The 21,874-nt window shown below is 73.9% G+C and carries 17 protein-coding genes; 14 read left to right on the plus strand and 3 right to left on the minus strand.

Annotation, left to right across the window (positions count from 1 at the left end):
• Positions 1–175: 175 nt before the first annotated feature.
• From FGD68_RS10090 to cydC, 4 genes are read left to right on the plus strand one after another with little or no spacing between them, the layout of a single operon-like run.
• Entirely contained in the window at positions 176–1,588 is a 1,413-nt protein-coding gene (locus tag FGD68_RS10090; RefSeq protein WP_119373622.1) for a cytochrome ubiquinol oxidase subunit I, read from the plus strand.
• The gene (gene cydB, locus FGD68_RS10095) at positions 1,588–2,592 is read left to right on the plus strand and encodes a cytochrome d ubiquinol oxidase subunit II (protein WP_119373623.1); all 1,005 of its coding nucleotides are present in this window, start codon (positions 1,588–1,590) and stop codon (positions 2,590–2,592) included. Before FGD68_RS10090 ends, cydB begins: the two co-directional genes overlap by 1 nt.
• Positions 2,593–2,599: 7 nt before the next feature.
• Complete coding sequence (cydD, locus tag FGD68_RS10100; protein WP_237609417.1) at positions 2,600–4,390, plus strand: thiol reductant ABC exporter subunit CydD; 1,791 nt, start codon at positions 2,600–2,602, stop codon at positions 4,388–4,390.
• Positions 4,366–6,057 carry a thiol reductant ABC exporter subunit CydC gene (gene cydC / locus FGD68_RS10105; RefSeq protein WP_237609418.1) on the plus strand — a complete coding sequence of 564 codons (1,692 nt, stop codon included), beginning with the start codon at positions 4,366–4,368 and terminating at the stop codon, positions 6,055–6,057. Before cydD ends, cydC begins: the two co-directional genes overlap by 25 nt.
• A 16-nt stretch (positions 6,058–6,073) precedes the next feature.
• Here cydC and FGD68_RS10110 read toward each other — a convergent pair whose 3' ends face one another.
• The gene (locus FGD68_RS10110) at positions 6,074–6,892 is read right to left on the minus strand and encodes an aminotransferase class IV (protein ID WP_237609419.1); all 819 of its coding nucleotides are present in this window, start codon (positions 6,890–6,892) and stop codon (positions 6,074–6,076) included.
• A 53-nt stretch (positions 6,893–6,945) separates the two neighbouring features.
• Between FGD68_RS10110 and FGD68_RS10115 the strand changes: the two genes are divergently transcribed.
• The 5 genes from FGD68_RS10115 (at position 6,946) to holA (ending at position 15,006) form a co-directional block, all read left to right on the plus strand.
• Positions 6,946–8,427, plus strand: a complete 1,482-nt coding sequence (locus FGD68_RS10115; RefSeq protein WP_237609420.1) for an anthranilate synthase component I family protein — start codon at positions 6,946–6,948, stop codon at positions 8,425–8,427.
• 98 nt (positions 8,428–8,525) lie between these two features.
• Entirely contained in the window at positions 8,526–11,084 is a 2,559-nt protein-coding gene (leuS, locus tag FGD68_RS10120; RefSeq protein WP_104236795.1) for a leucine--tRNA ligase, read from the plus strand.
• A gap of 259 nt (positions 11,085–11,343) precedes the next feature.
• Positions 11,344–12,141, plus strand: a complete 798-nt coding sequence (locus FGD68_RS10125; RefSeq protein ID WP_237609421.1) for a ComEA family DNA-binding protein — start codon at positions 11,344–11,346, stop codon at positions 12,139–12,141.
• 89 nt (positions 12,142–12,230) lie between these two features.
• Positions 12,231–13,895 carry a ComEC/Rec2 family competence protein gene (locus tag FGD68_RS10130; RefSeq protein WP_237609422.1) on the plus strand — a complete coding sequence of 555 codons (1,665 nt, stop codon included), beginning with the start codon at positions 12,231–12,233 and terminating at the stop codon, positions 13,893–13,895.
• Between the two features lie 82 nt (positions 13,896–13,977).
• Complete coding sequence (gene holA / locus FGD68_RS10135; RefSeq protein WP_119372256.1) at positions 13,978–15,006, plus strand: DNA polymerase III subunit delta; 1,029 nt, start codon at positions 13,978–13,980, stop codon at positions 15,004–15,006.
• Positions 15,007–15,124: 118 nt separating this feature from the next.
• Here the strand turns inward: holA and rpsT are convergent, their stop codons facing one another.
• Positions 15,125–15,388 carry a 30S ribosomal protein S20 gene (gene rpsT, locus FGD68_RS10140; protein ID WP_012299101.1) on the minus strand — a complete coding sequence of 88 codons (264 nt, stop codon included), beginning with the start codon at positions 15,386–15,388 and terminating at the stop codon, positions 15,125–15,127.
• 135 nt (positions 15,389–15,523) lie between these two features.
• Positions 15,524–16,042, minus strand: coding sequence for an NUDIX hydrolase (locus tag FGD68_RS10145; protein WP_104236791.1), 519 nt, complete (start codon positions 16,040–16,042; stop codon positions 15,524–15,526).
• Between the two features lie 155 nt (positions 16,043–16,197).
• Between FGD68_RS10145 and FGD68_RS10150 the strand changes: the two genes are divergently transcribed.
• From FGD68_RS10150 to lepA, 5 genes are all read left to right on the plus strand, one after another.
• Positions 16,198–17,457 (plus strand): amidohydrolase, encoded by a 1,260-nt coding sequence (locus tag FGD68_RS10150; RefSeq protein WP_119372255.1) that lies wholly within the window; start codon positions 16,198–16,200, stop codon positions 17,455–17,457.
• Positions 17,454–18,431 (plus strand): epimerase, encoded by a 978-nt coding sequence (locus FGD68_RS10155; RefSeq protein ID WP_104236789.1) that lies wholly within the window; start codon positions 17,454–17,456, stop codon positions 18,429–18,431. The genes FGD68_RS10150 and FGD68_RS10155 overlap by 4 nt, the downstream gene beginning before the upstream one ends.
• 88 nt (positions 18,432–18,519) lie before the next feature.
• Positions 18,520–19,089, plus strand: a complete 570-nt coding sequence (locus FGD68_RS10160) for an RNA polymerase sigma factor (protein WP_220452696.1) — start codon at positions 18,520–18,522, stop codon at positions 19,087–19,089.
• Complete coding sequence (locus tag FGD68_RS10165) at positions 19,082–19,876, plus strand: hypothetical protein (protein WP_104236787.1); 795 nt, start codon at positions 19,082–19,084, stop codon at positions 19,874–19,876. Before FGD68_RS10160 ends, FGD68_RS10165 begins: the two co-directional genes overlap by 8 nt.
• Positions 19,877–19,973: 97 nt before the next feature.
• Complete coding sequence (lepA, locus tag FGD68_RS10170) at positions 19,974–21,821, plus strand: translation elongation factor 4 (RefSeq protein WP_119372253.1); 1,848 nt, start codon at positions 19,974–19,976, stop codon at positions 21,819–21,821.
• Positions 21,822–21,874 lie beyond the last annotated feature (53 nt).

Consider the following 21,874-nt stretch of genomic DNA (forward strand, 5'->3'; position numbering starts at 1 on the left):
GATCCGCGCGCAGGGCTCGCGCCGATCGTCTACAAGTCGTAGAATCGAGGGGTCGCGATGGAGCCTCAGCCCGCACGATCCGCCATCCACAGGAAGCGCATCCGGTCGCCATGACACCGCACCCCGTTCCCGCAGACCATCCCGCACCCGGCCGTCGCCAGAGCGGTCGCCCCGAGTGAACGACCTCCTCGACCCGCTCCTCCTCTCCCGCTGGCAGTTCGGCCTCACGACCGTCTACCACTTCCTCTTCGTCCCGCTCACGATCGGGATGGCGTTCGTCTGCGCGCTGTACCAGACCGCGTGGGTGCGCACCGGGAAGCAGCACTACCTGCGGCTCACCCGGTTCTTCGGGAGGATCTTCCTCATCAACTTCGCCATGGGCACGGTCACGGGCATCGTGCAGGAGTTCCAGTTCGGCATGAACTGGTCCGAGTACTCCCGCTTCGTGGGCGACGTGTTCGGCGCACCGCTCGCGCTCGAGGGCCTGCTGGCGTTCTTCCTCGAGGCGTCGTTCATCGGCGTCTGGATCTTCGGCTGGGACAAGCTCCCGAAGAGGCTGCACCTCGCGTCGATCTGGGTGGTCTCGGTCGCGTCGATCCTGTCGGCGTACTTCATCCTCGCGGCCAACGCCTTCATGCAGAACCCGGTGGGGTACCGCATCGACGAGGCCCGCGGACGAGCCGAGCTCACCGACATCTGGGCGCTCCTCACCAACAAGGTCGCCCTCGCGGCGTTCCCCCACACGATCTTCGCGGCCTTCATGTGCGTGGCCGCCGTCATCATCTCGGTCGCCGCCTGGCACCTGTCGCGCAACCAGCACCTCGAGACGATGATGCCGGCGCTCAGGTTCGGCATGTGGTTCATGGTCGTCTCGGGCGCGCTCACGATCCTCTCCGGCGACCAGCTCGGACTGGCGATGGTGCAGACGCAGCCCATGAAGATGGCCGCAGCCGAGGCGCACTACGACACCTCGTCGGGCGCCGCCGCGTCGTTCTCGCTCTTCACGTGGGGCACGCCGGACGGGTCGAGCGAGCTGTTCTCCATCCGGATCCCGTACCTGCTCTCGTTCCTCTCGACGCACACGCTCGACGGCACGGTCCAGGGCATCAACGACCTGCAGGCGCAGTACGTCGCGAGCTACGGCCCGGGCGACTACACGCCCACCATCTGGGTCACCTACTGGGCGTTCCGCTGGATGATGGGCTTCGGCATGGCGGCCATCGGCGTCGCGGTCGCGGGCCTCTGGTCCACGCGCCGGGGGCGCCGCATCACGAAGCCGTGGATGTGGAAGGTCGCCATCTGGGCCGCCCCGCTGCCGCTGCTCGCGATGACGGTCGGCTGGATCTTCACGGAGATGGGCCGCCAGCCCTGGATCGTCTTCAGCCTGCTGCAGACCTCGTCCGCGGTCTCGCCGAACGTCACCGGGATGCAGGTGCTGCTCTCGCTCATCGCGTTCACGGTCGTCTACGGGTCGCTCGCCGTGGTCGAGTTCCGCCTGATCCTGAAGGCGGCGCAGAAGGGTCCGGAGGCCGAGCAGGAGCCGGATCCCGTCACGGGCGAGGTCGTCCGGGAAGCGAGCGTGTACTGATGGACCTGCCCACCATCTGGTTCGGTGTCATCGCCTTCCTCTTCGTCGGCTACTTCGTGCTCGACGGCTTCGACTTCGGCGTGGGGATGAGCTTGCCGTTCCTCGCGAAGGACGACACCGACCGCCGCGTGCTCATCAACACCATCGGCCCGGTCTGGGACCTCAACGAGACGTGGCTCATCGTCGCGGGGGCCGCGCTCTTCGCGGCGTTCCCCGAGTGGTACGCGACCATGTCCAGCGGGTTCTACCTGCTGCTCGTCGCGATCCTCATCACGCTGATCCTCCGCGGCGTCTCGTTCGAGTTCCGGCACCAGGGGGCGTCGGACCGGTGGCGCGGGTGGTTCGACGCGATGATCGTGGTCGGATCCGTGGTGCCGTCGTTCCTCTGGGGCGTCGTGTTCGCGAACGTGGTGCGCGGCGTGCCGATGGACGCGAACCACGACTACACGGGGTCCACGCTCGACCTGCTGACCCCGTACGCGCTCCTCGGCGGGCTCACGACGCTCTCGCTGTTCCTCGTGAACGGCCTGCAGTTCGCCGCGCTCAAGACCGACGGGCCGATCCGGGCGCGTGCCCGGCTGCTCTCGATGCGCGTCGGCGCGGTGACCATCGCGATCGCGGCGACCTTCCTCACTTGGACGACGCTCGCGCACGGGTCGGCGCTGTCGGGGCTCGTGTCCGCGCTCGCGGCCGCGGCCCTCGTCGGGTCCTACCTCGCGAACGTGCGGGGTCGGGAGCGCTGGGCGTTCGGGCTGCTCGCGGCGACCATCGCGCTCGCGGTCGCGAGCCTCTTCACGGCGCTGCACCCGTACGTGATGCCGGCGTCGAACGATCCCGCGTACGGCCTGACGCTGGAGAACGCGTCCTCGTCGCCGTACACGCTCACGATCATGACGTGGGCCGCGGGCTTCGCGCTGCCGCTGATCCTCGCCTACCAGGCGTGGACGTACTGGGTGTTCCGGAAGAGAATCACGCGCGCCGTGATCGTCCAGGCCGCGCACTAGGCGCGCCGTGAAGCCCCTGGATCCGCGGCTGCTGCGGCACTCGGCGTCGGCGCGCGCCATGCTCGCCGTGGGCGCCGTCGTCGGCGTGGTGCAGACCGCGGCGCTCGTCGCCTTCTGCTGGTCGCTCACGCAGCTCGTCGTGCGGGCGATCGGCGGCACAGCCGCGTCGGAGCTCGGGCCGGTGCTCGCGCTCGTCGTCGGATCCGCCGTCGTGCGCGGAGCCTCGGCGTGGCTCCTCGACGTGGTGGGCGCGCGCGGCGCCGCTCGTGTCACCGCGGAGCTCCGTCGCCGGGCGCTCCGCGCGATCGCCGACCTCGGGCCCGCGTGGACCGCGGGCCGCAGCCGCGGGCGCCTGGCGACCGTCGTCGGCCCGGGACTCGACGCGCTCGACCCCTACTTCGCCCGCTACGTGCCGCAGCTGATCCTCACGGCGCTCGCGACGCCGATCGTCGTGGCGGTGCTCTTCCTGGCCGACCCGCTCACGGGCGTGACCGTCCTCGCGACGCTGCCCGTGATCCCGGTCTTCATGGTGCTCGTCGGCTGGGCGACGCAGGAGGTGCAGCGGCGGCAGTGGTCGCGCCTCACCGAGCTGGCGTCGGGCTTCCTGGACGTGGTCGACGGGCTGTCCACGCTCCTGGTCTTCGGGCGCGCCCGGCGGCAGACCGCCCGGATCCGCCGGGTCACGGACGAGTACCGCGTCGAGACCATGCGCGTGCTCCGGATCTCGTTCCTGTCCGGCTTCGTGCTGGAGCTCGCGGCGTCGCTGTCGGTCGCGCTCGTGGCGGTGTCGGTGGGGGTGCGCCTCATCGGCGGGCAGCTCGACCTCGAGGTGGGGCTCTTCGTGCTGCTGCTCGCGCCGGAGGCGTTCCTGCCCATCCGGCAGGTGGGCGTGCAGTTCCACGCCGCGGCCGAGGGGGTCGCGGCCGCGGACGACGTGCTCGGGATCCTCGAGGAGGAGCGGGCCGGGCGGGCGGCGCGGGCCGTCCCGCGCGCCGGGGCGGCCGCAGGCGCTGCAGCTCACGCTGCGGCTGGCGCCGCGGCTGCCCGGGGTCCCGCGGGCGACGCGCTCGTGATCCGCGACCTGGTCGTCACGCGCGGCGACCGGCCCGTTGTGGCCGGGCTCTCCGCGACCTTCCCCCGGGGACGCGTCACGGCGGTGACCGGGCCGAGCGGCGTCGGCAAGTCGTCACTCCTCCAGGCGATCCTGGGGCAGCTGCCCGCGGCGGGCGCCGTCGGCTGGGTCGGCGAGAACGCCGCCTCCGCGCCGCGCGCGCCGCTGGTGACCGAGATCGCCTGGGCGGGGCAGCGGCCCGGACTCGTGGCGGGCACGGTGCGGGCGAACGTGGCGCTCGGCGTCGCGGATGCGGACGACGCGCTCGTCCGACGCGCGCTCGCGCTCGCGGCGGCCGACGGCATCGACCCCGACCTGGAGCTCGGCGTCGGCGGGCAGGGGCTGTCCGGCGGGCAGGCGCAGCGGGTCGCCGTCGCGCGGGCCGTGCACCGCGCGCTCGCCCTCGACTGCCCGCTCGTCCTCCTCGACGAGCCGAGCTCCGCGCTCGACGCCGCTGCCGAGGCGCGCCTCGCCGACGGGATCCGCGCGCTCGCCGACCAGGGCCGTGCCGTGGTGGTCGTCACGCACCGCGGCGCGCTCGTGCGGGCGGCGGACGCCGAGCTGCGGCTGGGCGGGGGATCCGCCGCGGACGGGACACCGCCCGCCATCGGCCGGCGCGTACCCGCCGCCGAGATGCCCGCCCGCATCGCCCCGGAGCCCGCATGGCGCGCGCAGGTCGCGCCGTGAACCGCGACGACGTCCTCCGGCTCGCGCAGCCGCCCGCGCGCCGCGCCCTGCCCGGCCTCCTCGCGGGCCTCGCGAGCGCCGTCGGCTCGGTCGCGCTCCTCGCGACCTCGGCCTGGCTCATCACGCGCGCGTCCGAGCAGCCGCCCATCCTCTTCCTCGGCATGGCGATCGTCGGGGTGCGGGCGTTCGCGCTCGGGCGGGCCGCGTTCCGCTACCTGGAGCGCATCACGAGCCACGACGCGGCCTTCCGGGCCCTGGCGACGCTCCGCGTGGGGGTCTTCGAGCGGCTCCTCCCGTTCGCGCCCGCCGGCCTCCGCGACACGCGCCGCGGCGACCTCCTCACGCGGCTCGTCGGCGACGTCGACCGGCTCCAGGACCTCCCGCTGCGCGTCGTGCAGCCGCTCGCGGTGTCGGTGCTCGTCCAGGTGGCGAGCGTCGCGGTCGTGTGGGCCGTGCTGCCCGCGGCGGGGATCGCGCTGCTCGTCGTGCTGGCGGTCTCGCTCGCCGTCGGGATCGGCGCGACGACCGCGCTCGCGGCACGCGCCGAGACGCGCATCGCGCCGCTGCGCGCCCGGCTGCAGGACCTCGTGCTCGACCTGGTCGGCGGCCTCGACGTGCTGACCGCGTTCGGGGTGGTGGGCGACCGACTCGCCGCGATCGACCGGGCCGCGTCCGACCTCCGGCGCCAGGAGCTGCGCAGCGCCGCCGCGGCGGGCGTCACCGCGGGCGTCGTGCTCGCCGGCACGGGCGCGGTCGCCGGCTGGACCGTGCTGCAGGGAGTGCCGGGCGTCGCGTCCGGGACGCTGGATCCCGCCTGGCTCGCGCTGGCCGCGCTGGTGCCGCTCGCGCTGGTCGAGCAGGCGACGGCCGTGCCGCTCGCGGTGCAGGCGTGGCGGCGCGTGCGCACGAGCGCGGAGCGCGTGGCGGGCGTCGTGCCGGGGACGGTGCCCGACGAGATCCCGCGGGAGCCCGACGACGCCGACGCGGAGCCCGCGCACGCCGACGCGCCGACCACGGGCACGACCCTCGAGGTCCGCGACCTGGTCACGCGCTGGCCGGGAGCGCATCACGACGCCCTCGCCCCGGTGTCGCTCGTGGTGCGGCCGGGGGAGACGGTCGTCGTGCGCGGCCCGAGCGGATCCGGGAAGTCGTCGCTCGCGGCCGCCCTCGCCCGGTTCCTCGAGTCGCGCGGCGCCTACGAGCTGGACGGCCGGGACGCGCGGTCGATGGCTCCGTCCGCCGTGCGCCGGATCGTCGGCCTCTGCGAGCAGGCGCCGCACCTCTTCGACGCGAGCATCCGGCAGAACCTGCTCTTCGCGCGCGATGGCGCGACGGACGACGAGCTCGTCGGCGTCCTCGCGCGCGTGGGCCTCGCCGGGTGGACGGCCGAGCGGGGCGGGCTCGACGCGCGCGTCGGCGACCGCGGCGGCCTCGTCTCGGGCGGCCAGGCGCAGCGCATCGCCCTGGCGCGGGCGCTCCTCGCCGAGTTCCCGGTGCTCGTGCTCGACGAGCCGACGGCGGACGTCGATGCCGAGCGCGCCCAGGCCGTGCTGCGCGACGTGCTTACGGCGGCGCGCGCCAGCGGACGCGGGGTGCTGCTGCTCACGCACACGGAGGTGCCGGGCGACCTCGTGGACCGGACCATCGAGCTGCTGCCCGTGTCCTGACCCGGGGCCGCGTGGGTCAGCCCGAGGGCAGCTCCCGCCGCAGCGCATCCAGCCGCGTGCGCCACGCGCGCACCCGACCGGGCTCGGCCGCGGTGGCCGGGCCGTCGATCCAGCCGCGCACCAGGCGGATCCCGTGCAGCGCGCTGACGGCCCACACCTCGCGCCCGTCGAGATCGGCCGGCCGCGCCCGCTCGTGCAGCACGTCGACGCCGAGTGCCGTGGCCAGCGCGACGATGCTGCGCTCGGTGACGCTCGGGATCCGCGGCACTGCGCCCTCGACGACCGCGAGCGCGTCGCCGTGCCACCACAGGATCGCGCTGTACGCGCCCTCCACGATCGTGCCGTCGGCCGCGAGGATCACCGCCTCGCCCGCTCCGTATCGGGAGGCGCGGCTGCGCAGGGCGCCGAGCGCGTGCAGATCGGGTCCCTTGACGCGGGGCATCGTGCGCGGATCCGGGCCGTCGTGGTCGCGCAGGACCACCGAGGCCGTGCGCTCCGGGGCCGGGCGCACGAGGAGCCGGGCCACGTCGCCGTCGGGGCCGCGGAGCGCCTCCACGCGTGGGAACCACGCGCCGTCGCGGGGCAGCGCGGCGACCGCGGCGTCGAGGAAGGCCGCGGGATCCGCCACGGCCGCGGACTGCAGGCGCAGCGACGCGAGGAACCGCTGCCGGTGGACGTCGAGCGCCAGCACCCGGCCCTCCTCGACGAGGAACGAGTCGGCCGCGAGCACCCGGTGAGCGGCGGGTCGGGCCTCCTCGGCTCCTCCACCGGCGGGATCCGCGGCCGTCGTCGCCCATCCGGCCGCGCTCCACCGGAGGATCGTCTCGGAACTCATACCCTTGAGGCTAGGCGGCCGCCGGGTGCGCTCACGACACCGGGAGGCCGAGCATGCACGAGGGCGACGCGCGCGCCGCCGCGGAGGTCGTCGGCCGCCGGCTGGGCCGCTGGCACGACCCCCAGGACGTGTTCCTGGCGCTCTTCGCCGCGGAGTCCGCCGGCGACGTCGCGTGGCTCGACGACTCGGCGGGGGAGGGATGGACCTACCTCGCGGCGTCGACCGACACCGTGACGGCGTGGCCGCGGGGCGTGTTCGCGGGGCTGGCGGAGCTGCTGCCGGCGTCAGCGCCCGACGTGTCGCCCGCCGGGTCCGCCGCGCCCGATGCCGACCCGCTGCCGGACGGCCTCGCCTTCCGGCTGGGGCTCGTCGGCTGGATCCCGCACGACACCTGGACGGAGACCGTCCCGCTCCACCATGCGCCGCCGAGCGCGCCAGCGCACGCCACGGGCCGCGTCCCGGCCGCCGCGCTCCGCGTCGACCGCCTCCTCGCCTTCGACCACGCCACGGGCGAGGTGTGGGCCGTCGCACGAGCGGGGGATCCCTGGCCGCTCGCCGTCGAAGAGGAGCTGGAGCGCGCGGACCAGGCCGGCGCCCGTCCCGTCGCGCGCGCCCCGGAGGACGACGCTGACGCGCCACCCGTCTGGCGGCACGACGACGCGGCCTACCTCGACCTCATCCGCGCCTGTCAGGAGTCCATCCGCCGCGGCGACGCGTACCAGCTCTGCCTCACGAACAGCGCGGCCGTGCCCGGGCACGTCGACCCCGTCCGCGTGCACCTGGCGCTGCGTGCGCTCAGCCCCACCCACCATGGCGCGTTCCTGCGCGCGGGCGGCACGGTGCTCGTCAGCGCGTCGCCCGAGCGGTTCGTCGAGGTCGACGCGCGCGGCACCCTGCGCACGCTGCCCATCAAGGGCACCCGGCCCCGCCACGCGGATCCCGCCTCGGATGCACGGGCGCGCGCCGAGCTCCTCGCGAGCGAGAAGGAACGCGCCGAGAACGTCATGATCGTCGACCTCATGCGCAACGACCTCAGCCGCGTGTGCGTCCTGGGGTCCGTGCGCGTGACGAGCCTGTTCGCCGTCGAGGCCTACGCCCAGGTCCACCAGCTCGTGAGCCGCGTCGAGGGGGAGCTCGCCCCGGGCGTCTCGGCCGTCGACGCGGTGCGGGCCCTGTTCCCCGCGGGATCCATGACGGGCGCCCCCAAGTCCGCGGCCGTCGGCATCCTCCAGGCGCTCGAGGGCGGCCCACGCGGCGTCTACGCGGGCGCGTTCGGCTGGTTCGGCGACGACGGGCGCGTCGACCTCGCCATGGTCATCCGCTCGGTCGTCGTCACGGGCGGCCGCGCGACGGTGGGTGCCGGCGGCGGGATCACGGCGCTGTCCGTCCCCGAGGAGGAGCTCGAGGAGGTGCGCGTGAAGGCCGCGCCGCTCCTCGCGGCCGTCCGGGCCGGACGCGTGCCGCCACCCGGCGACGAGGACGATGCCGACGCCGCACCGCGTCCCGCCCTCCCCAAGGCGCCGGAGGCGGCCTGATCCGCGCCCCTCCCACCGGTTCGGGAGGGGCCCTGCGCGTTCACTAGTCTTGTCGAGGCCTTCACGGCCGCGACCCCCGCATCGAATCGAGAGCGCCCTTGGCACACGAGACCCCCGACATCCCCGGCGAGACCTACGACTTCCGCGCCATCGAGGCCGAGTGGTCGGAGGTGTGGGAGCGCGAGCAGCCGTTCCGCACGCCGGACGCGAGCGACACCCGCCCCCGCAAGTACATCCTCGACATGTTCCCGTACCCCTCGGGCGACCTGCACATGGGTCACGCGGAGGCGTTCGCGCTCGGCGACGCGGTCGCGCGCTACTGGCGCCAGCAGGGCTTCAACGTGCTGCACCCCATCGGCTGGGACTCCTTCGGCCTGCCCGCGGAGAACGCGGCCATCAAGCGCGGGGTCGACCCGCGCGAGTGGACCTACGCGAACATCGAGACGCAGAAGCAGTCGATGAAGCGCTACGGCCTGTCCTTCGACTGGGAGCGCGAGCTGCACACGAGCGATCCCGAGTACTACAAGTGGAACCAGTGGCTGTTCCTCAAGATGCACGAGAAGGGCCTCGCCTACCGCAAGGACAGCTGGGTCAACTGGGACCCGGTGGACCAGACCGTCCTCGCCAACGAGCAGGTCCTGCCGGACGGCACGTCCGACCGCTCGGGCGCCGTGGTCGTCAAGAAGAAGCTCACGCAGTGGTACCTGCGCATCACCGACTACGCCGACCGACTCGTCGACGACCTCAACCAGCTCGAGGGCACGTGGCCGGCGAAGGTCATCAGCATGCAGCGCAACTGGATCGGACGGTCCATCGGCGCGGAGGTCGACTTCGTCGTCGAGGGCCGCGACGAGCCCGTCACGGTCTTCACCACGCGTCCGGACACGCTGCACGGCGCCACCTTCATGGTCGTCGCACCCGACAGCGACCTGGCGGCGGAGCTCGTCGAGGGGGCGTCGGACGAGGTCCGCGAGCGGTTCCGCGGCTACCTGGAGCGCACGCAGCGCCTCAACGAGATCGAGCGCTCCACGACCGACCGCCCGAAGACGGGCATCCCGCTCGGCCGCACGGCGATCAACCCCGTCAACGGCGAGCGGATCCCCGTCTGGGCCGCCGACTACGTGCTCGCCGACTACGGCACGGGCGCCGTCATGGCCGTCCCCGCGCACGACCAGCGCGACCTCGACTTCGCGCGCGCCTTCGACCTGCCGGTGCGCGTCGTCGTCGACACCACGCAGCCCGTCACGGGCGCCATCCGCATCATCCCCGAGGACGGTGAGCTGCCCGACCTCGAGGAGGTGCTGCCCGGTCGCACGGGCGTGGCGCTGCCCGGCGAGGGCCGCCTCATCAACTCCGGATCCCTCAACGGGCTGAGCAAGCAGCCGGCCATCAAGCGCGTCATCGAGCAGCTCGAGGCGGAGGGCCGCGGCCGCGCGGCGAAGAACTACCGCCTGCGCGACTGGCTCATCTCGCGCCAGCGCTTCTGGGGCACGCCCATCCCGATCGTCTACGACGCCGAGGGGAACGAGATCCGCGTCCCCGAGGACCAGCTGCCCGTCCGGCTGCCCGACACCGAGGGGCTCGACCTCACGCCGAAGGGCAAGTCGCCGCTGGCGGCCGCCACGGAGTGGACGAACGTGCCGAGCCCCGTCGACGGCAGCCCGGCCACGCGCGACCCCGACACCATGGACACCTTCATGGACAGCTCCTGGTACTGGTTGCGCTTCCTGTCGCCGAACGACGCCACGAAGGCGTTCGACCCGGCCGACGCCGACCGCTGGGCGCCCATCGACCAGTACGTGGGCGGCGTGGAGCACGCGATCCTGCACCTGCTGTACTCCCGCTTCATCACGAAGGTCCTGTTCGACCTCGGCTACGTCACCTTCACCGAGCCGTTCAGCGCGCTGCTCAACCAGGGCATGGTGCTCTCCGGCGGCAGCAAGATGTCGAAAAGCAAGGGCGGCGTCGACCTGGGCTCCGAGATGGACCGCCACGGCGTCGACGCCATCCGCCTCACCATGGCGTTCGCCGGCCCGCCCGAGGACGACATCGACTGGGAGGACGTCTCCCCGTCCGGCTCCGCGAAGTTCCTGGCGCGCGCCTGGCGCCTGACGGGCGACATCACGAGCGCCCCGGAGATCGAGTGGAAGACGGGCGACGAGGCGCTCCGCCGCGTCACGCACCGCTTCCTCGCCGAGGCGCCCGGCATGCTCGAGGCGTTCAAGTTCAACGTCGTCATCGCCCGCACGATGGAGCTCGTCAACGCCATCCGCAAGACCATCGACCAGGGTCCCGGCGGCGGCGACGCGGCCGTGCGCGAGGCGACGGAGGTCGTCGCCATCGCGCTCAGCCTGTTCGCGCCGTACACGGCGGAGGACATGTGGAGGCGCCTCGGCCGCGAGGGGTCCGTGGCGTTCGCCGGCTGGCGCAAGGCCGAGCGCAACCTGCTCGTGCAGAGCACGGTCACGGCCGTGGTGCAGGTCGACGGCAAGGTGCGCGACAAGCTCGAGGTCGACGCGAAGATCGGGGCGGACGAGCTCGAGGCCCTCGCGCGCGAGACCGCGGGCGTCAAGCGGTCCACCGCGGGTCGCACGATCGACAAGGTCATCGTCCGCGCGCCCAAGATCGTGAGCATCACCACCACTCCCGCTCCCTGAGGGACGGCCCGCGACCCGACGTCGCGGTGAGGCGAGGGCGGTCCGGCGACGGGCCGCCCTCGCTCCATCCCAGGGCGGATCCGCGACGGCGATCCCCAGACCCGGAGCCGCGGGCCGGACGCCCCCGGGCACCGCCTACCGTGCCCGCATGCGCCCCCTCCGCCGACCCCGTCCCGGACCCGATGCCGCCGAGCACCGGGAACCCGCGGGGTCGACGGACGACGGGTGGGAACCCGACGCTGAGTGGCCCTCGGGGGCCGTGCCCCCATCACGAGCGGACGGTGACGCCGACCCGGCAGACGACGCCGTCCTTGGCCGCGCCGCTCCCGACACGGTCCATCCGCTGCCTGGTCAGCGGTCGCGCATCCGGCTCCGCGTCGGCATCGGGGCCGCGGTCGTGCTGGTCGGTGCGGCGCTCGTGGTGACGATCCTCGTCACCGCCGTCCAGTCGGCCGGCGTCGCCTCCCCGGCGGTTGCCCCGGCGGCGCGCCCGAGCCCGTCGACGCACACGAGCGCAGGCGCCGGCGCATCGGACGGATCCGGGGACGAGGACGCGACCGGGAAGCCGGGCGACGCGAGCGACGCGGACGGCGGGTCCGCCGACGGCGCGCGGACGCCCATCTACGTGCACGTGGTCGGCGCGGTCGTCTCCCCGGGCCTGTACCCCCTGTCCCCGGGCAGCCGCGTCGTCGACGCCCTCGCCGCCGCGCACGGCTTCGCCGACGGGGCGGACACCGCGGGCGTCAACCTCGCGCGCGTCCTCTCCGACGGCGAGCAGCTCGTCGTCCCGCGCCAGGGGGAGGCCCCCGCCGTGCCCGCGACGTCGGGCGCCCCCGGAGCCGCAGGCGGGTCCGCGAGCCCGTCGGCACCGGTGGACCTCAACACGGCGACGGCGGAGCAGCTGGAGACCCTCCCGCGCGTCGGACCCTCCCTGGCCGCGCGGATCATCGCCTGGCGCACCGCGCACGGCCGCTTCGCGCGCGTCGCCGACCTCGGGCGGGTCCCGGGCATCGGCGATCGCACGCTCGCGTCGCTCACCCCGCTGGTGCGGGTGTGATGCCGAGGTCGGGTGCCGGCCGCGGCTCGCGCGGGCCGGCGCGAGGGCGGTGGGGCGCTGCCGCGGGGCACGTCGACCTCCGACTCGCGATGCCCGCGGCCGCCGGCTGGACGACCACGGCGGCAGCCATCGGCATCCGGGGTGCGGACGCGCCGTCGGCCGTCGCCGCCGCGACGGTGGCCGTGGTGTGCGCCGGGATCGCCGTCGGGTCGGCCGTGCGCGCGAGGGCGTGTGCGACCCCGACGGGATCCCCGGACGCCGGGCCGCGCATCCCACGACGCCGACGGGCGCGCCGAGCGGACGCGTCTGCGGCCCGGTTCCGCCGCGCCGCCGCCGCGCTCGCGGTCGCCGCAGGGGTCACGGCGATGCTCCTCGGCGCCGCCGCCGCCCGCGAGCCGTCGCGGCACCCGGAGGTCCTCGAGGCCGCCGCGCACGCGGACGGCATGGTGTTCGCGGACGCCGTCGTCGACGAGCCTCCCGCCCCGATCGCCTCGCACTCCGGGAGCGGACCGGGCCGCGCCGATCGAGTGCGGATCGTCGCGCACCTCACCGCCCTCCACGTCGGCCGCGACGCGATCGGGCGGACGGTCGACGCCGCGCTGCGGCTGCCGGCCCCGGTGCCCGTCGTCGTCTTCGCCACGGGCGCCGACGAGCGGCACGGCGGATCCGCGCACGCTCGCCCGGGGGTGGGCACGCTCCTGCGGGTGAGCGCCGCCGTCCGCGCCACGGATCCGGGCGATCGCGCCGCCTACCTCCTCGTCGCCCGCGGGGCACCCGAGATCGCGGGCGGGCCCGCCGGCCCGCTCGGGTTCGCCGACGCCCTCCGTGCGGGCCTCGCCGACGCCTCCGCCGACCTCCGCGGACCGGGGGCCGAGCTGCTGCCCGGCCTCGCGATCGGGGACGTGTCGGCGGTGACGCCCGCCCTCGCGCAGACCATGAAGGACAGCTCGCTCACGCACCTCACGGCCGTCTCCGGTGCGAACTGCGCGGTCATCGTGGGACTCGTGCTCGCGCTGGCGGCCGCCGCCGGGCTCCGGCGACCGGCGCGCGCGGTCGCGGCGCTGGCCGCCCTCGGCGCGTTCGTGATCCTGGTGACGCCGCAGCCCAGCGTGCTGCGCGCCGCCGTGATGGCCGCCGTGCTCATCGTCTCCACCGCATCCGGGCGGCCCTCCCGCGGCCTGCCCGCCCTCGCGGTGGCCGTGGTCGTCCTGCTCACGAACGATCCCTGGCTGGCACGCGACCTCGGCTTCGCCCTCAGCGTGCTGGCGACGGCCGGGCTGCTCGTCCTGGCGCCCCCGCTCGCGGACCGCCTGTCACGCCGCATGCCGCGTCGCCTGGCCGAGGCGCTCGCGATCCCCGTCGCCGCGCAGGTGGCGTGCCAGCCGGTGCTCCTCGTGCTGCAACCCGGCCTGCCGGTGCACGGGGTGCTCGCGAACGTGCTCGCCGAGCCCGCCGCCGCGCCCGCCACCATCGGCGGCCTCGTCGCGTGCGTCGTCCTCCCTGTCTGGCCGGCGGCGGGCGGTCTCGTGCTGCGGCTGGCCTGGCTACCGGCGTCGTGGATCGCCGCGGTCGCCTCCGTCATGTCCCGTCTCCCCGCGGGCCGCGTGCCCTGGGCGGCCGGGCCCGCGGGCGTCATCGCGCTCACGGTCGCGATCGCCCTGGTGATAGCGGTGGTGGCGCTCGGTCATCCGGCCTCCGCGCGGTCTGCCGCCGCCGCAGTCCCGACGCCCGGGGATGTCCCTCCCGACGGCTAACCTGGATCCGCCCGACCGCCGGACCGCCCGACCACCCGGCGCCGGGATCCACGCCCGCACCCGCACCCCCGGAAGGACCCGCATGGCCACCAGGACGTCCCGCAGCACGGCGGCGAAGCCCTCCGCGGCCATCCCGCAGCTCTCCTGGGACGCGGTGCGGCCGGCGCCCATCGTCCTGGTGTCCGGCACCGAGGCCCTCCTCGCCGACCGGGCGATGCGACGCCTCCGCGACATCCTCACGGCGGAGGACCCCCGCATCGAGGTCTCCGACATCGAGGCCGACTCCTACGCGCCCGGCGAGCTCATCACGCTCGCGAGCCCGTCCCTGTTCGCGGAGCCGCGGCTCATCCGCATCGTCAACGTGGAGAAGTGCTCGGACCAGTTCCTGCTCGACGCGGTGGCGTACCTCGACCAGCCCGCCGACGACACCTATGTGGTGCTCCGGCACGCCGGGGGAGTGCGCGGCAAGAAGCTGCTCGACGCCGTGCGCGCGGGCACCGGCGGCGGCATCGAGGTCGTCTGCGCGGAGCTCAAGAAGGACAGCGAGAAGCACGACTTCGCCGTCGCCGAGTTCCGGGCCGCGAAGCGCTCGATCACGCCGGGTGCGGTACGACAGCTCGTGGCCGCGTTCCAGGACGACGTGAGCGAGCTCGCGTCGGCGTGCCAGCAGCTCATCTCGGACACCGCGCACGAGATCACCGAGGTCACGGTCGACCAGTACTACGGCGGCCGGGTCGAGATCAACGCGTTCGCGGTCGCGGACTCGGCGATCGCCGGCCGCGGCGGCGAGGCGCTCGTCCTGCTCCGCCACGCTCTCACCTCGGGCGCGGACCCCGTGCCGCTCATCGCCGCGTTCGCGATGAAGATCCGCACGATGGCGAAGGTGTCGGGCGTCTCGGGCGCGTCGGGCCAGCTGGCGTCGAAGCTCGGCATGGCGCCGTGGCAGGTCGACCGCGCCCGCCGCGACCTGCAGCTCTGGGACGACGCGGGTCTCGGCCGGGCCATCGAGGCCCTCGCCGAGGCGGACGCGCAGGTGAAGGGCGGCGGACGCGATCCCGTGTACTCGCTGGAGCGCATGGTGCGCACCGTCGCCTCGCACGGCCGGGACTGACGCGCGGCCGCGACTCACGCGCGGCCGGGCTGCCGGCAGCTCACCCGTCGGCTCCGCCTCCGGACATGACGACGGGCCCCGCGCGATGCGCGGAGCCCGTAGATCACACCAGGGGAGGTCAGCCGATCTTGGCGACCTGCTTGGCGATCGCGCCCTTGCGGTTCGCGGCCTGGTTCTTGTGGATGACGCCCTTGCTGGCGGCCTTGTCGAGCTTCTTGCCGGCGAGGCTGACGGCCTTGACGGCCGCGTCCTTGTCACCCGCGGAGATGGCGGTCTTGACGGAGCGGATGGCCGTCTTCAGCTCGCTCTTGACGGCCTTGTTGCGCTCCTGGGCCTTCTTGTTGGTGCCGATGCGCTTGATCTGCGACTTGATGTTTGCCACGTGTTATGTCTTCCGTTCGAGTTGTCGTCGTATGAGTTGCCGCTCAGCGAGAGAGGGCGCCTGCGGCGATACCGCGTGATCGGGGAGGATCACACGCAAGCCAACAGGCGACGATACCAGGTCGCGGCCCGGAAATCAGGCCGCGGGGCCACGCGCGTCGCGGGCGAGCCGGGCGACGTCATCGCCCGGGCGCACGAACCGGGTCTCGGGCGCGTCGTCGACCGCGTGCCGGATCCGCCCGAGGAAGTCGGCGGGCATCTCCGGCAGCCCGTCGACCGGCCACCAGGCGACCTCGAGCGACTCGTCGTCGTTGACGCGCGCCTCGCCCGAGACGTAGCGGCACCGGAACGTGAGGTCGAGGTAGCTGGCGCGATCGCCGTTCGGGTAGGTGATCTCGTCCGTGGTCCCGACGGCGACCAGCCGCTCGACCTCGACGATCACGCCGGTCTCCTCCTCCGCCTCGCGCCAGGCGCCGACGGCGGGCTCCTCCCCGGGCTCGAGGATCCCCGAGACGGGCGCCCACGCGCCGGTGTCGCCGCGGCGCACGAGGAGGACCCGGGGGCCGTCCAGGATCACGGCGGTGACGCCCGAGAGCCACAGGGGAGCGGTGCCGACCCGCTCGCGGAGGGAGACGATGAAGTCGGGGATGCCCATCCCGCGAGCGTACCGACACCCCGCGGCGCCATGATCCGCCCGCGGAGGCGCCGACGGGCCCGCGGAGGCGCCACGACCTGCCCGCGGAGGCGTCGACGGGCCCGCGGACACGCCGCCCCGCCGGCGGAGACCGGACCGCGTCCTAGGCTCGTTCCATGCCCATCTCCGACAGCACCGCTCCCGTCCGCGCGTCCGCATCCTCCGTCACCGCCATCGTCGGCGGCCACGTCGTCCCCGTCGACGGCGCCCCGATCCCGGGCGGCACCGTCCTCCTCCGCGACGGCCTCGTCGCCGCGGTCGGCCAGGCCGGCGACGTCGTGGTGCCCGAGGGCGCGATCGTCATCGACGCGAGCGGCCGCTGGGTCCTGCCGGGCTTCGTCGAGGCGCACGGCCACGTCGGCATCCACGAGGAGGCCAACGGCCCCGCGGGCAACGACACGAACGAGATGACCGACCCCGACATGAGCTCGGTGCGCGCGATCGACGCGATCGACATCGACGACGAGGGCTTCCGCGACGCGCTCAAGGGCGGCGTCACGACCATCGTCGTGAAGCCCGGCTCGGGCAACCCGATCGGCGGCCAGTCCGTCGCCATCAAGTCGTGGGGCGGCCGCACGATCGACGAGCAGCTCGTCAGCGACTCCGTGAGCGTCAAGAGCGCCCTCGGCGAGAACCCGAAGCGCGTCTATGGCGCGAAGGACCGCACGCCGTCGACGCGTCTGGGCGTGGCCATGGTGATCCGCCGGGCCTTCCGCGACGCCGAGGACTACCGCGCCGCCCGCGACCACGCCGCGAAGGAGGGCAAGCCGTTCTCCCGCGACCTCGGCAAGGAGACGCTCGTGCGCGTGCTCGACGGCGAGCTCGCCTGGGACCAGCACACCCACCGCCACGACGACATCGCCACCGCGATCCGCCTCGCCGACGAGTTCGGCTACCGCCTCGTCGTCAACCACGGCACCGAGGGCGACAAGATCGCGGACGTGCTCGCCGAGCGCGGCATCCCCGTGATCTTCGGCCCCATGATCACCTCGCGCTCCAAGGTCGAGCTCCGGGACCGCGCCGTCGCGAACCTGGCCGCGCTGCACCGCGCCGGCGTCCTCGTCGCGATCACGACCGACGCGCCCGTCGTGCCGATCGACTTCCTGGTGCACCAGGCCTCCTTCGCCGTGAAGGACGGACTGCCCGCCGACATCGCGATCCGCGCCATCACGGCGAACCCCGCCGCGATCCTCCGCCTCGACCACCGCGTCGGCGCGCTCACGCCGGGCCTCGACGCCGACGTCGTGATCTGGTCGGGCGACCCGCTCGACGTCCAGTCCCGCGCCGAGCACGTCATCATCGGCGGCAGCACGGTCTACACCTGGGCCGACGGCCAGGGCACGACGGTCGAGCGCCGCGCGCGCTTCGGCGCATGAGCGACGCACCGGGGTCGACCACCCCCCGCACCGCGGTCGTCGCGGGCGCGTCCGGCTTCATCGGGCAGGTGCTCGTGCGCGAGCTGGCCGACGAGGGCTACCTGGTCCGCACCATCGGCCGCTCCGGCGCCGACGCGCGCTGGGGCGACGCCGAGGGGATCCGCCGGCTCCTCGACGGCGCCGACCTCCTGGTGAACCTCGCGGGCAAGAGCGTGAACTGCCGCTACGGCGTGGCGAACCGCCGGGAGATCCTGCGCTCGCGCGTGGAGACGACGGCCGAGCTCGCCCGCGCCGTCGCCGACAGCGCGCGGCCCGTGCCCGTGTGGATCAACGCCTCCACCGCCACCGTGTACCGGCACGCGACCGACCACCCGCAGACGGAGTCGACCGGCGAGCTAGGCGACGACTTCTCGCCGTCCGTCGGCCGCGCCTGGGAGCGCGCGTTCTTCGCGCCCGACCTGCCGTCCACGCGACGCGTCGCGCTGCGGATCGCGATCGTGCTCGGCCGAGACGGCGCCCTCCAGCCGCTCCTCGGCCTCGCGCGCTTCGGCCTCGGCGGCCCGCAGCTCGACGGGCGCTTCCCCGGTCGGCCGTCCAGGATCCGGGCCGGTGCCCACCACGTGTACCAGCCGACCCACGGCCGCCAGGTCTTCAGCTGGCTGCACATCGACGACCTGGTCGGCATCATCCGCTTCGTCCGCGACACCCCGACGCTCGAGGGTCCGGTCAACGCGTCGAGCCCCGCGCCCGTCACGAACCGCCGGCTGATGAAGGTCCTCCGTCGCGCCGTCGGCATGCCCGTCGGCCTCGCGGCGAACCGGTGGATGCTCGAGGTCGGCATGTGGCTGTTCCGCACGGAGCCGGAGCTCGTCCTCAAGAGCCGTTGGGTCGTGCCGGAGTCGCTCGAGGCCGCGGGCTACCGCTTCCGGTGGCCCGAGCTCGAGGCGGCCGTCGCCGACATCGTGCGTCGCTGACCCGCACCGCAGCCGCCGACATCCCGTCACGACACGCCCGGACGTCATGGAACGCGAAAGCGGGTACCCATCCCGGGCGATACCGGATGTGAGCACCGACAGCGACATCATCGAGCGGTCCGCGACGACCCCTCGGGCGTTCGCCGAGATCTACGACCGCCACGCGCCGACGGTGCACCGGTACGCGGCGCGCGCGATCGGCGTCACGACGGCGGGCGACGTGATGTCGTCCACGTTCCTGGTCGCGTTCGAGCGGCGCCACTCGTACGACATCGGACGCCCGGATGCGCTGCCCTGGTTGCTCGGCATCGCCACGAACCTTCTGCACCGTCACCGACGGAGCGAAGCCAGGGCACGCCGGGGAATGGCCGCATTCCACGAGGCAGTGGTGCCGTTGGACGCCGAGGACGCCGCGTCCGACCGGATCGACGCGGTCCGCCGCATCGACGCCGTGCGAGCGGAGCTCGCGCGGATGCCGGAACGCGAGCGCGACGTGCTCCTCCTCCACGCGTGGGGCGGACTCGACCACGCCGGGATCGCCCGCGCGCTGGACATCCCCGAGGGCACGGTCGGCAGCAGGCTGCACCGGGCGAGGCGCCGGCTGCGCCCGCTCGTCGAGGACGCGCGGGGCGCGAGGATCGGAGCGGACGATGCGTGATCCCGTGTTCGACGCGGTCGAGCGAGCAGGAGGCGATCCGCCGCCCGCGACGGAGGGCGCCCTCGACCGCGGTCGCGCGCTGCTCATCGCGCGCGCCGACGAGGAGGAGGCGACCGGGAACCCGATTCCGCCGGCACGCTGGACCCGACGTCGCGCGCTCGGCATGGGGCTGGCTGCCTCCGCCGCCGCGGTCGCCGTCGCGGGTGCCGCCCTGGTGGGCAGGCGGAGCCGCGGCCGCGCTCCGACCGCGGCGCCGCCCGACGGCGACGCGCCCTTCGACGTCGAGATCGCCCGCGACGCCTTCGACCATGGCGAGATCGACTACGACGCGTTCGCCGACACGACGGCGATGGCCGCCGCGAGCGACGCGGTCGTCGTCGGCACGGTCTTCCGGGTGCGCGATGCGCGCGTGCCGCCGCCCGGTGACACCGCGGGGGTGCGCTGGGACACCGTCCTCGTCGAGCTCCGGGTGGATCGGGTGGCGTCCGGGACTGCGCGCTGGCAGGTCGACGGCAGGATCCTCCTCGAGATCCAGCGCCCCGGCGCCACGCTCGAGGAGCAGCGCTCCGCCCTGCCGGCGGATACGCGCATCGTGGCCTACATCGACGCCGCGCAGGACTTCCTCGACGTGCCCGGCGACGCCGTCGCGTTCTACCGCCCCGTGGGGATCCAGGCTGTCACGGTCCAGGGCGCCGACGGTGGTCGGCTCGTCCGGCCGCTCCTGGGGCAGACGGCGGACGCGGACCTCGACGCCGCGCTCCCCGGGGGCACGGCCATCGGGTACTGATCTCGCGCGGGTGTCGTAGCGGGCGCAGGCGCTGCCTGCCCGCCCGGTCATGGGATGATCGTGGTTCCGCTCCACCCGCTCGACCCGTAAGGAACGCGTGAGCCCCCTAGCTTCGAAGGCCCTCCGGCCCGCCGCGACCGACCCCGCGTCCATCCGCAACTTCTGCATCATCGCCCACATCGACCACGGCAAGTCCACGCTGGCCGACCGCATGCTGCAGATGACGGGCGTCGTCGACTCGCGCTCCATGCGCGCCCAGTACCTCGACCGCATGGACATCGAGCGCGAGCGCGGCATCACGATCAAGAGCCAGGCCGTCCGCATGCCGTGGGAGCTCGACGGGCGGACGTACGCCCTGAACATGATCGACACCCCGGGCCACGTCGACTTCTCGTACGAGGTCTCCCGCTCGCTCGCCGCGTGCGAGGGCGCCATCCTCCTGGTCGACGCCGCGCAGGGCATCGAGGCGCAGACCCTCGCGAACCTCTACCTGGCGCTCGAGAACGACCTCACGATCATCCCGGTGCTCAACAAGATCGACCTGCCGGCGGCGGATCCCGACAAGTACGCGGCCGAGCTCGCCTCGCTCATCGGCGGCGACCCGTCCGACGTGCTGCGCGTCTCCGGCAAGACGGGCGCCGGCGTCGAGGACCTGTTGGACCGCGTCTCCCGCACCATCCCCGCGCCCGTCGGCGACCCGGACGCCGCCGCCCGCGCCATGATCTTCGACTCCGTCTACGACGCCTACCGCGGCGTGGTCACCTACGTCCGCATGATCGACGGCAAGCTCAGCCCGCGCGAGAAGATCTCGATGATGTCGACGCGCGCCACGCACGAGATCCTGGAGATCGGCGTCAGCTCGCCGGAGCCCACGCCCTCGGACGGGCTCGGCGTCGGCGAGGTCGGGTACCTCATCACGGGCGTGAAGGACGTGCGCCAGTCCAAGGTCGGCGACACCGTCACCACCGCGGCGCGCCCGGCCACCGAGGCCCTCCCCGGCTACACCGAGCCGCTGCCGATGGTGTTCTCGGGCCTGTACCCCATCGACGGGTCCGACTACCCCGACCTCCGCGACGCCCTCGACAAGCTCAAGCTGTCGGACGCCGCGCTCGTCTACGAGCCCGAGACGTCCGTCGCCCTCGGGTTCGGCTTCCGCTGCGGCTTCCTCGGCCTCCTGCACCTCGAGATCATCACCGAGCGCCTCTCCCGCGAGTTCGGGCTCGACCTCATCACGACCGCGCCCAGCGTGATCTACGAGGTCACCAGCGAGGACAAGAAGACCGTCACCGTCACCAACCCGAGCGAGTTCCCGGGCGGCAAGATCGTCAGCGTCTCCGAGCCCGTGGTGAAGGCCGCGATCCTCGCGCCCAAGGACTACGTCGGCACGATCATGGAGCTCTGCCAGTCGCGGCGCGGGGTCCTGCTCGGCATGGAGTACCTCGGCGAGGACCGGGTGGAGATCCGCTACACGATGCCGCTCGGCGAGATCGTGTTCGACTTCTTCGACAACCTCAAGAGCAAGACGGCCGGCTACGCGTCGCTCGACTACGAGCCCGCGGGCTCGCAGGACTCCGACCTCGTGAAGGTCGACATCCTCCTGCAGGGCGAGCAGGTCGACGCGTTCAGCGCCATCGTCCACCGCGACAAGGCCTACGCATACGGCGTGCTGATGACGGGCCGCCTCCGCGAGCTCATCCCGCGCCAGCAGTTCGAGGTGCCGATCCAGGCGGCCATCGGCGCGCGGATCATCGCCCGCGAGTCCATCCGCGCCATGCGGAAGGACGTGCTCGCGAAGTGCTACGGCGGCGACATCACCCGCAAGCGCAAGCTGCTCGAGAAGCAGAAGGAGGGCAAGAAGCGCATGAAGATGGTCGGCCGCGTCGAGGTCCCCCAGGAGGCGTTCATCGCCGCGCTCTCGGGCGACACTGAGAAGAAGGCCAAGTAGCCCCCCCCGCATGGACGAAGCGCCCCCTGCCTCGTGAGGCAGGGGGCGCTTCC

It is taken from the genome of Clavibacter californiensis (assembly GCF_021952865.1).
Taxonomy (GTDB): domain Bacteria; phylum Actinomycetota; class Actinomycetes; order Actinomycetales; family Microbacteriaceae; genus Clavibacter; species Clavibacter californiensis.

What these genes read in the sequence shown, in the direction of transcription:
- cydB (WP_119373623.1), top strand. Translation starts at nt 1,588, where the DNA reads ATGGACCTGCCCACCATCTGGTTCGGTGTCATCGCCTTCCTCTTCGTC.
- cydC (WP_237609418.1), top strand. Translation starts at nt 4,366, where the DNA reads ATGGCGCGCGCAGGTCGCGCCGTGAACCGCGACGACGTCCTCCGGCTC.
- FGD68_RS10110 (WP_237609419.1), bottom strand. Translation starts at nt 6,892, where the DNA reads ATGAGTTCCGAGACGATCCTCCGGTGGAGCGCGGCCGGATGGGCGACG.
- FGD68_RS10115 (WP_237609420.1), top strand. Translation starts at nt 6,946, where the DNA reads ATGCACGAGGGCGACGCGCGCGCCGCCGCGGAGGTCGTCGGCCGCCGG.
- FGD68_RS10130 (WP_237609422.1), top strand. Translation starts at nt 12,231, where the DNA reads ATGCCCGCGGCCGCCGGCTGGACGACCACGGCGGCAGCCATCGGCATC.
- holA (WP_119372256.1), top strand. Translation starts at nt 13,978, where the DNA reads ATGGCCACCAGGACGTCCCGCAGCACGGCGGCGAAGCCCTCCGCGGCC.
- FGD68_RS10145 (WP_104236791.1), bottom strand. Translation starts at nt 16,042, where the DNA reads ATGGGCATCCCCGACTTCATCGTCTCCCTCCGCGAGCGGGTCGGCACC.
- FGD68_RS10150 (WP_119372255.1), top strand. Translation starts at nt 16,198, where the DNA reads ATGCCCATCTCCGACAGCACCGCTCCCGTCCGCGCGTCCGCATCCTCC.
- FGD68_RS10155 (WP_104236789.1), top strand. Translation starts at nt 17,454, where the DNA reads ATGAGCGACGCACCGGGGTCGACCACCCCCCGCACCGCGGTCGTCGCG.
- FGD68_RS10165 (WP_104236787.1), top strand. Translation starts at nt 19,082, where the DNA reads ATGCGTGATCCCGTGTTCGACGCGGTCGAGCGAGCAGGAGGCGATCCG.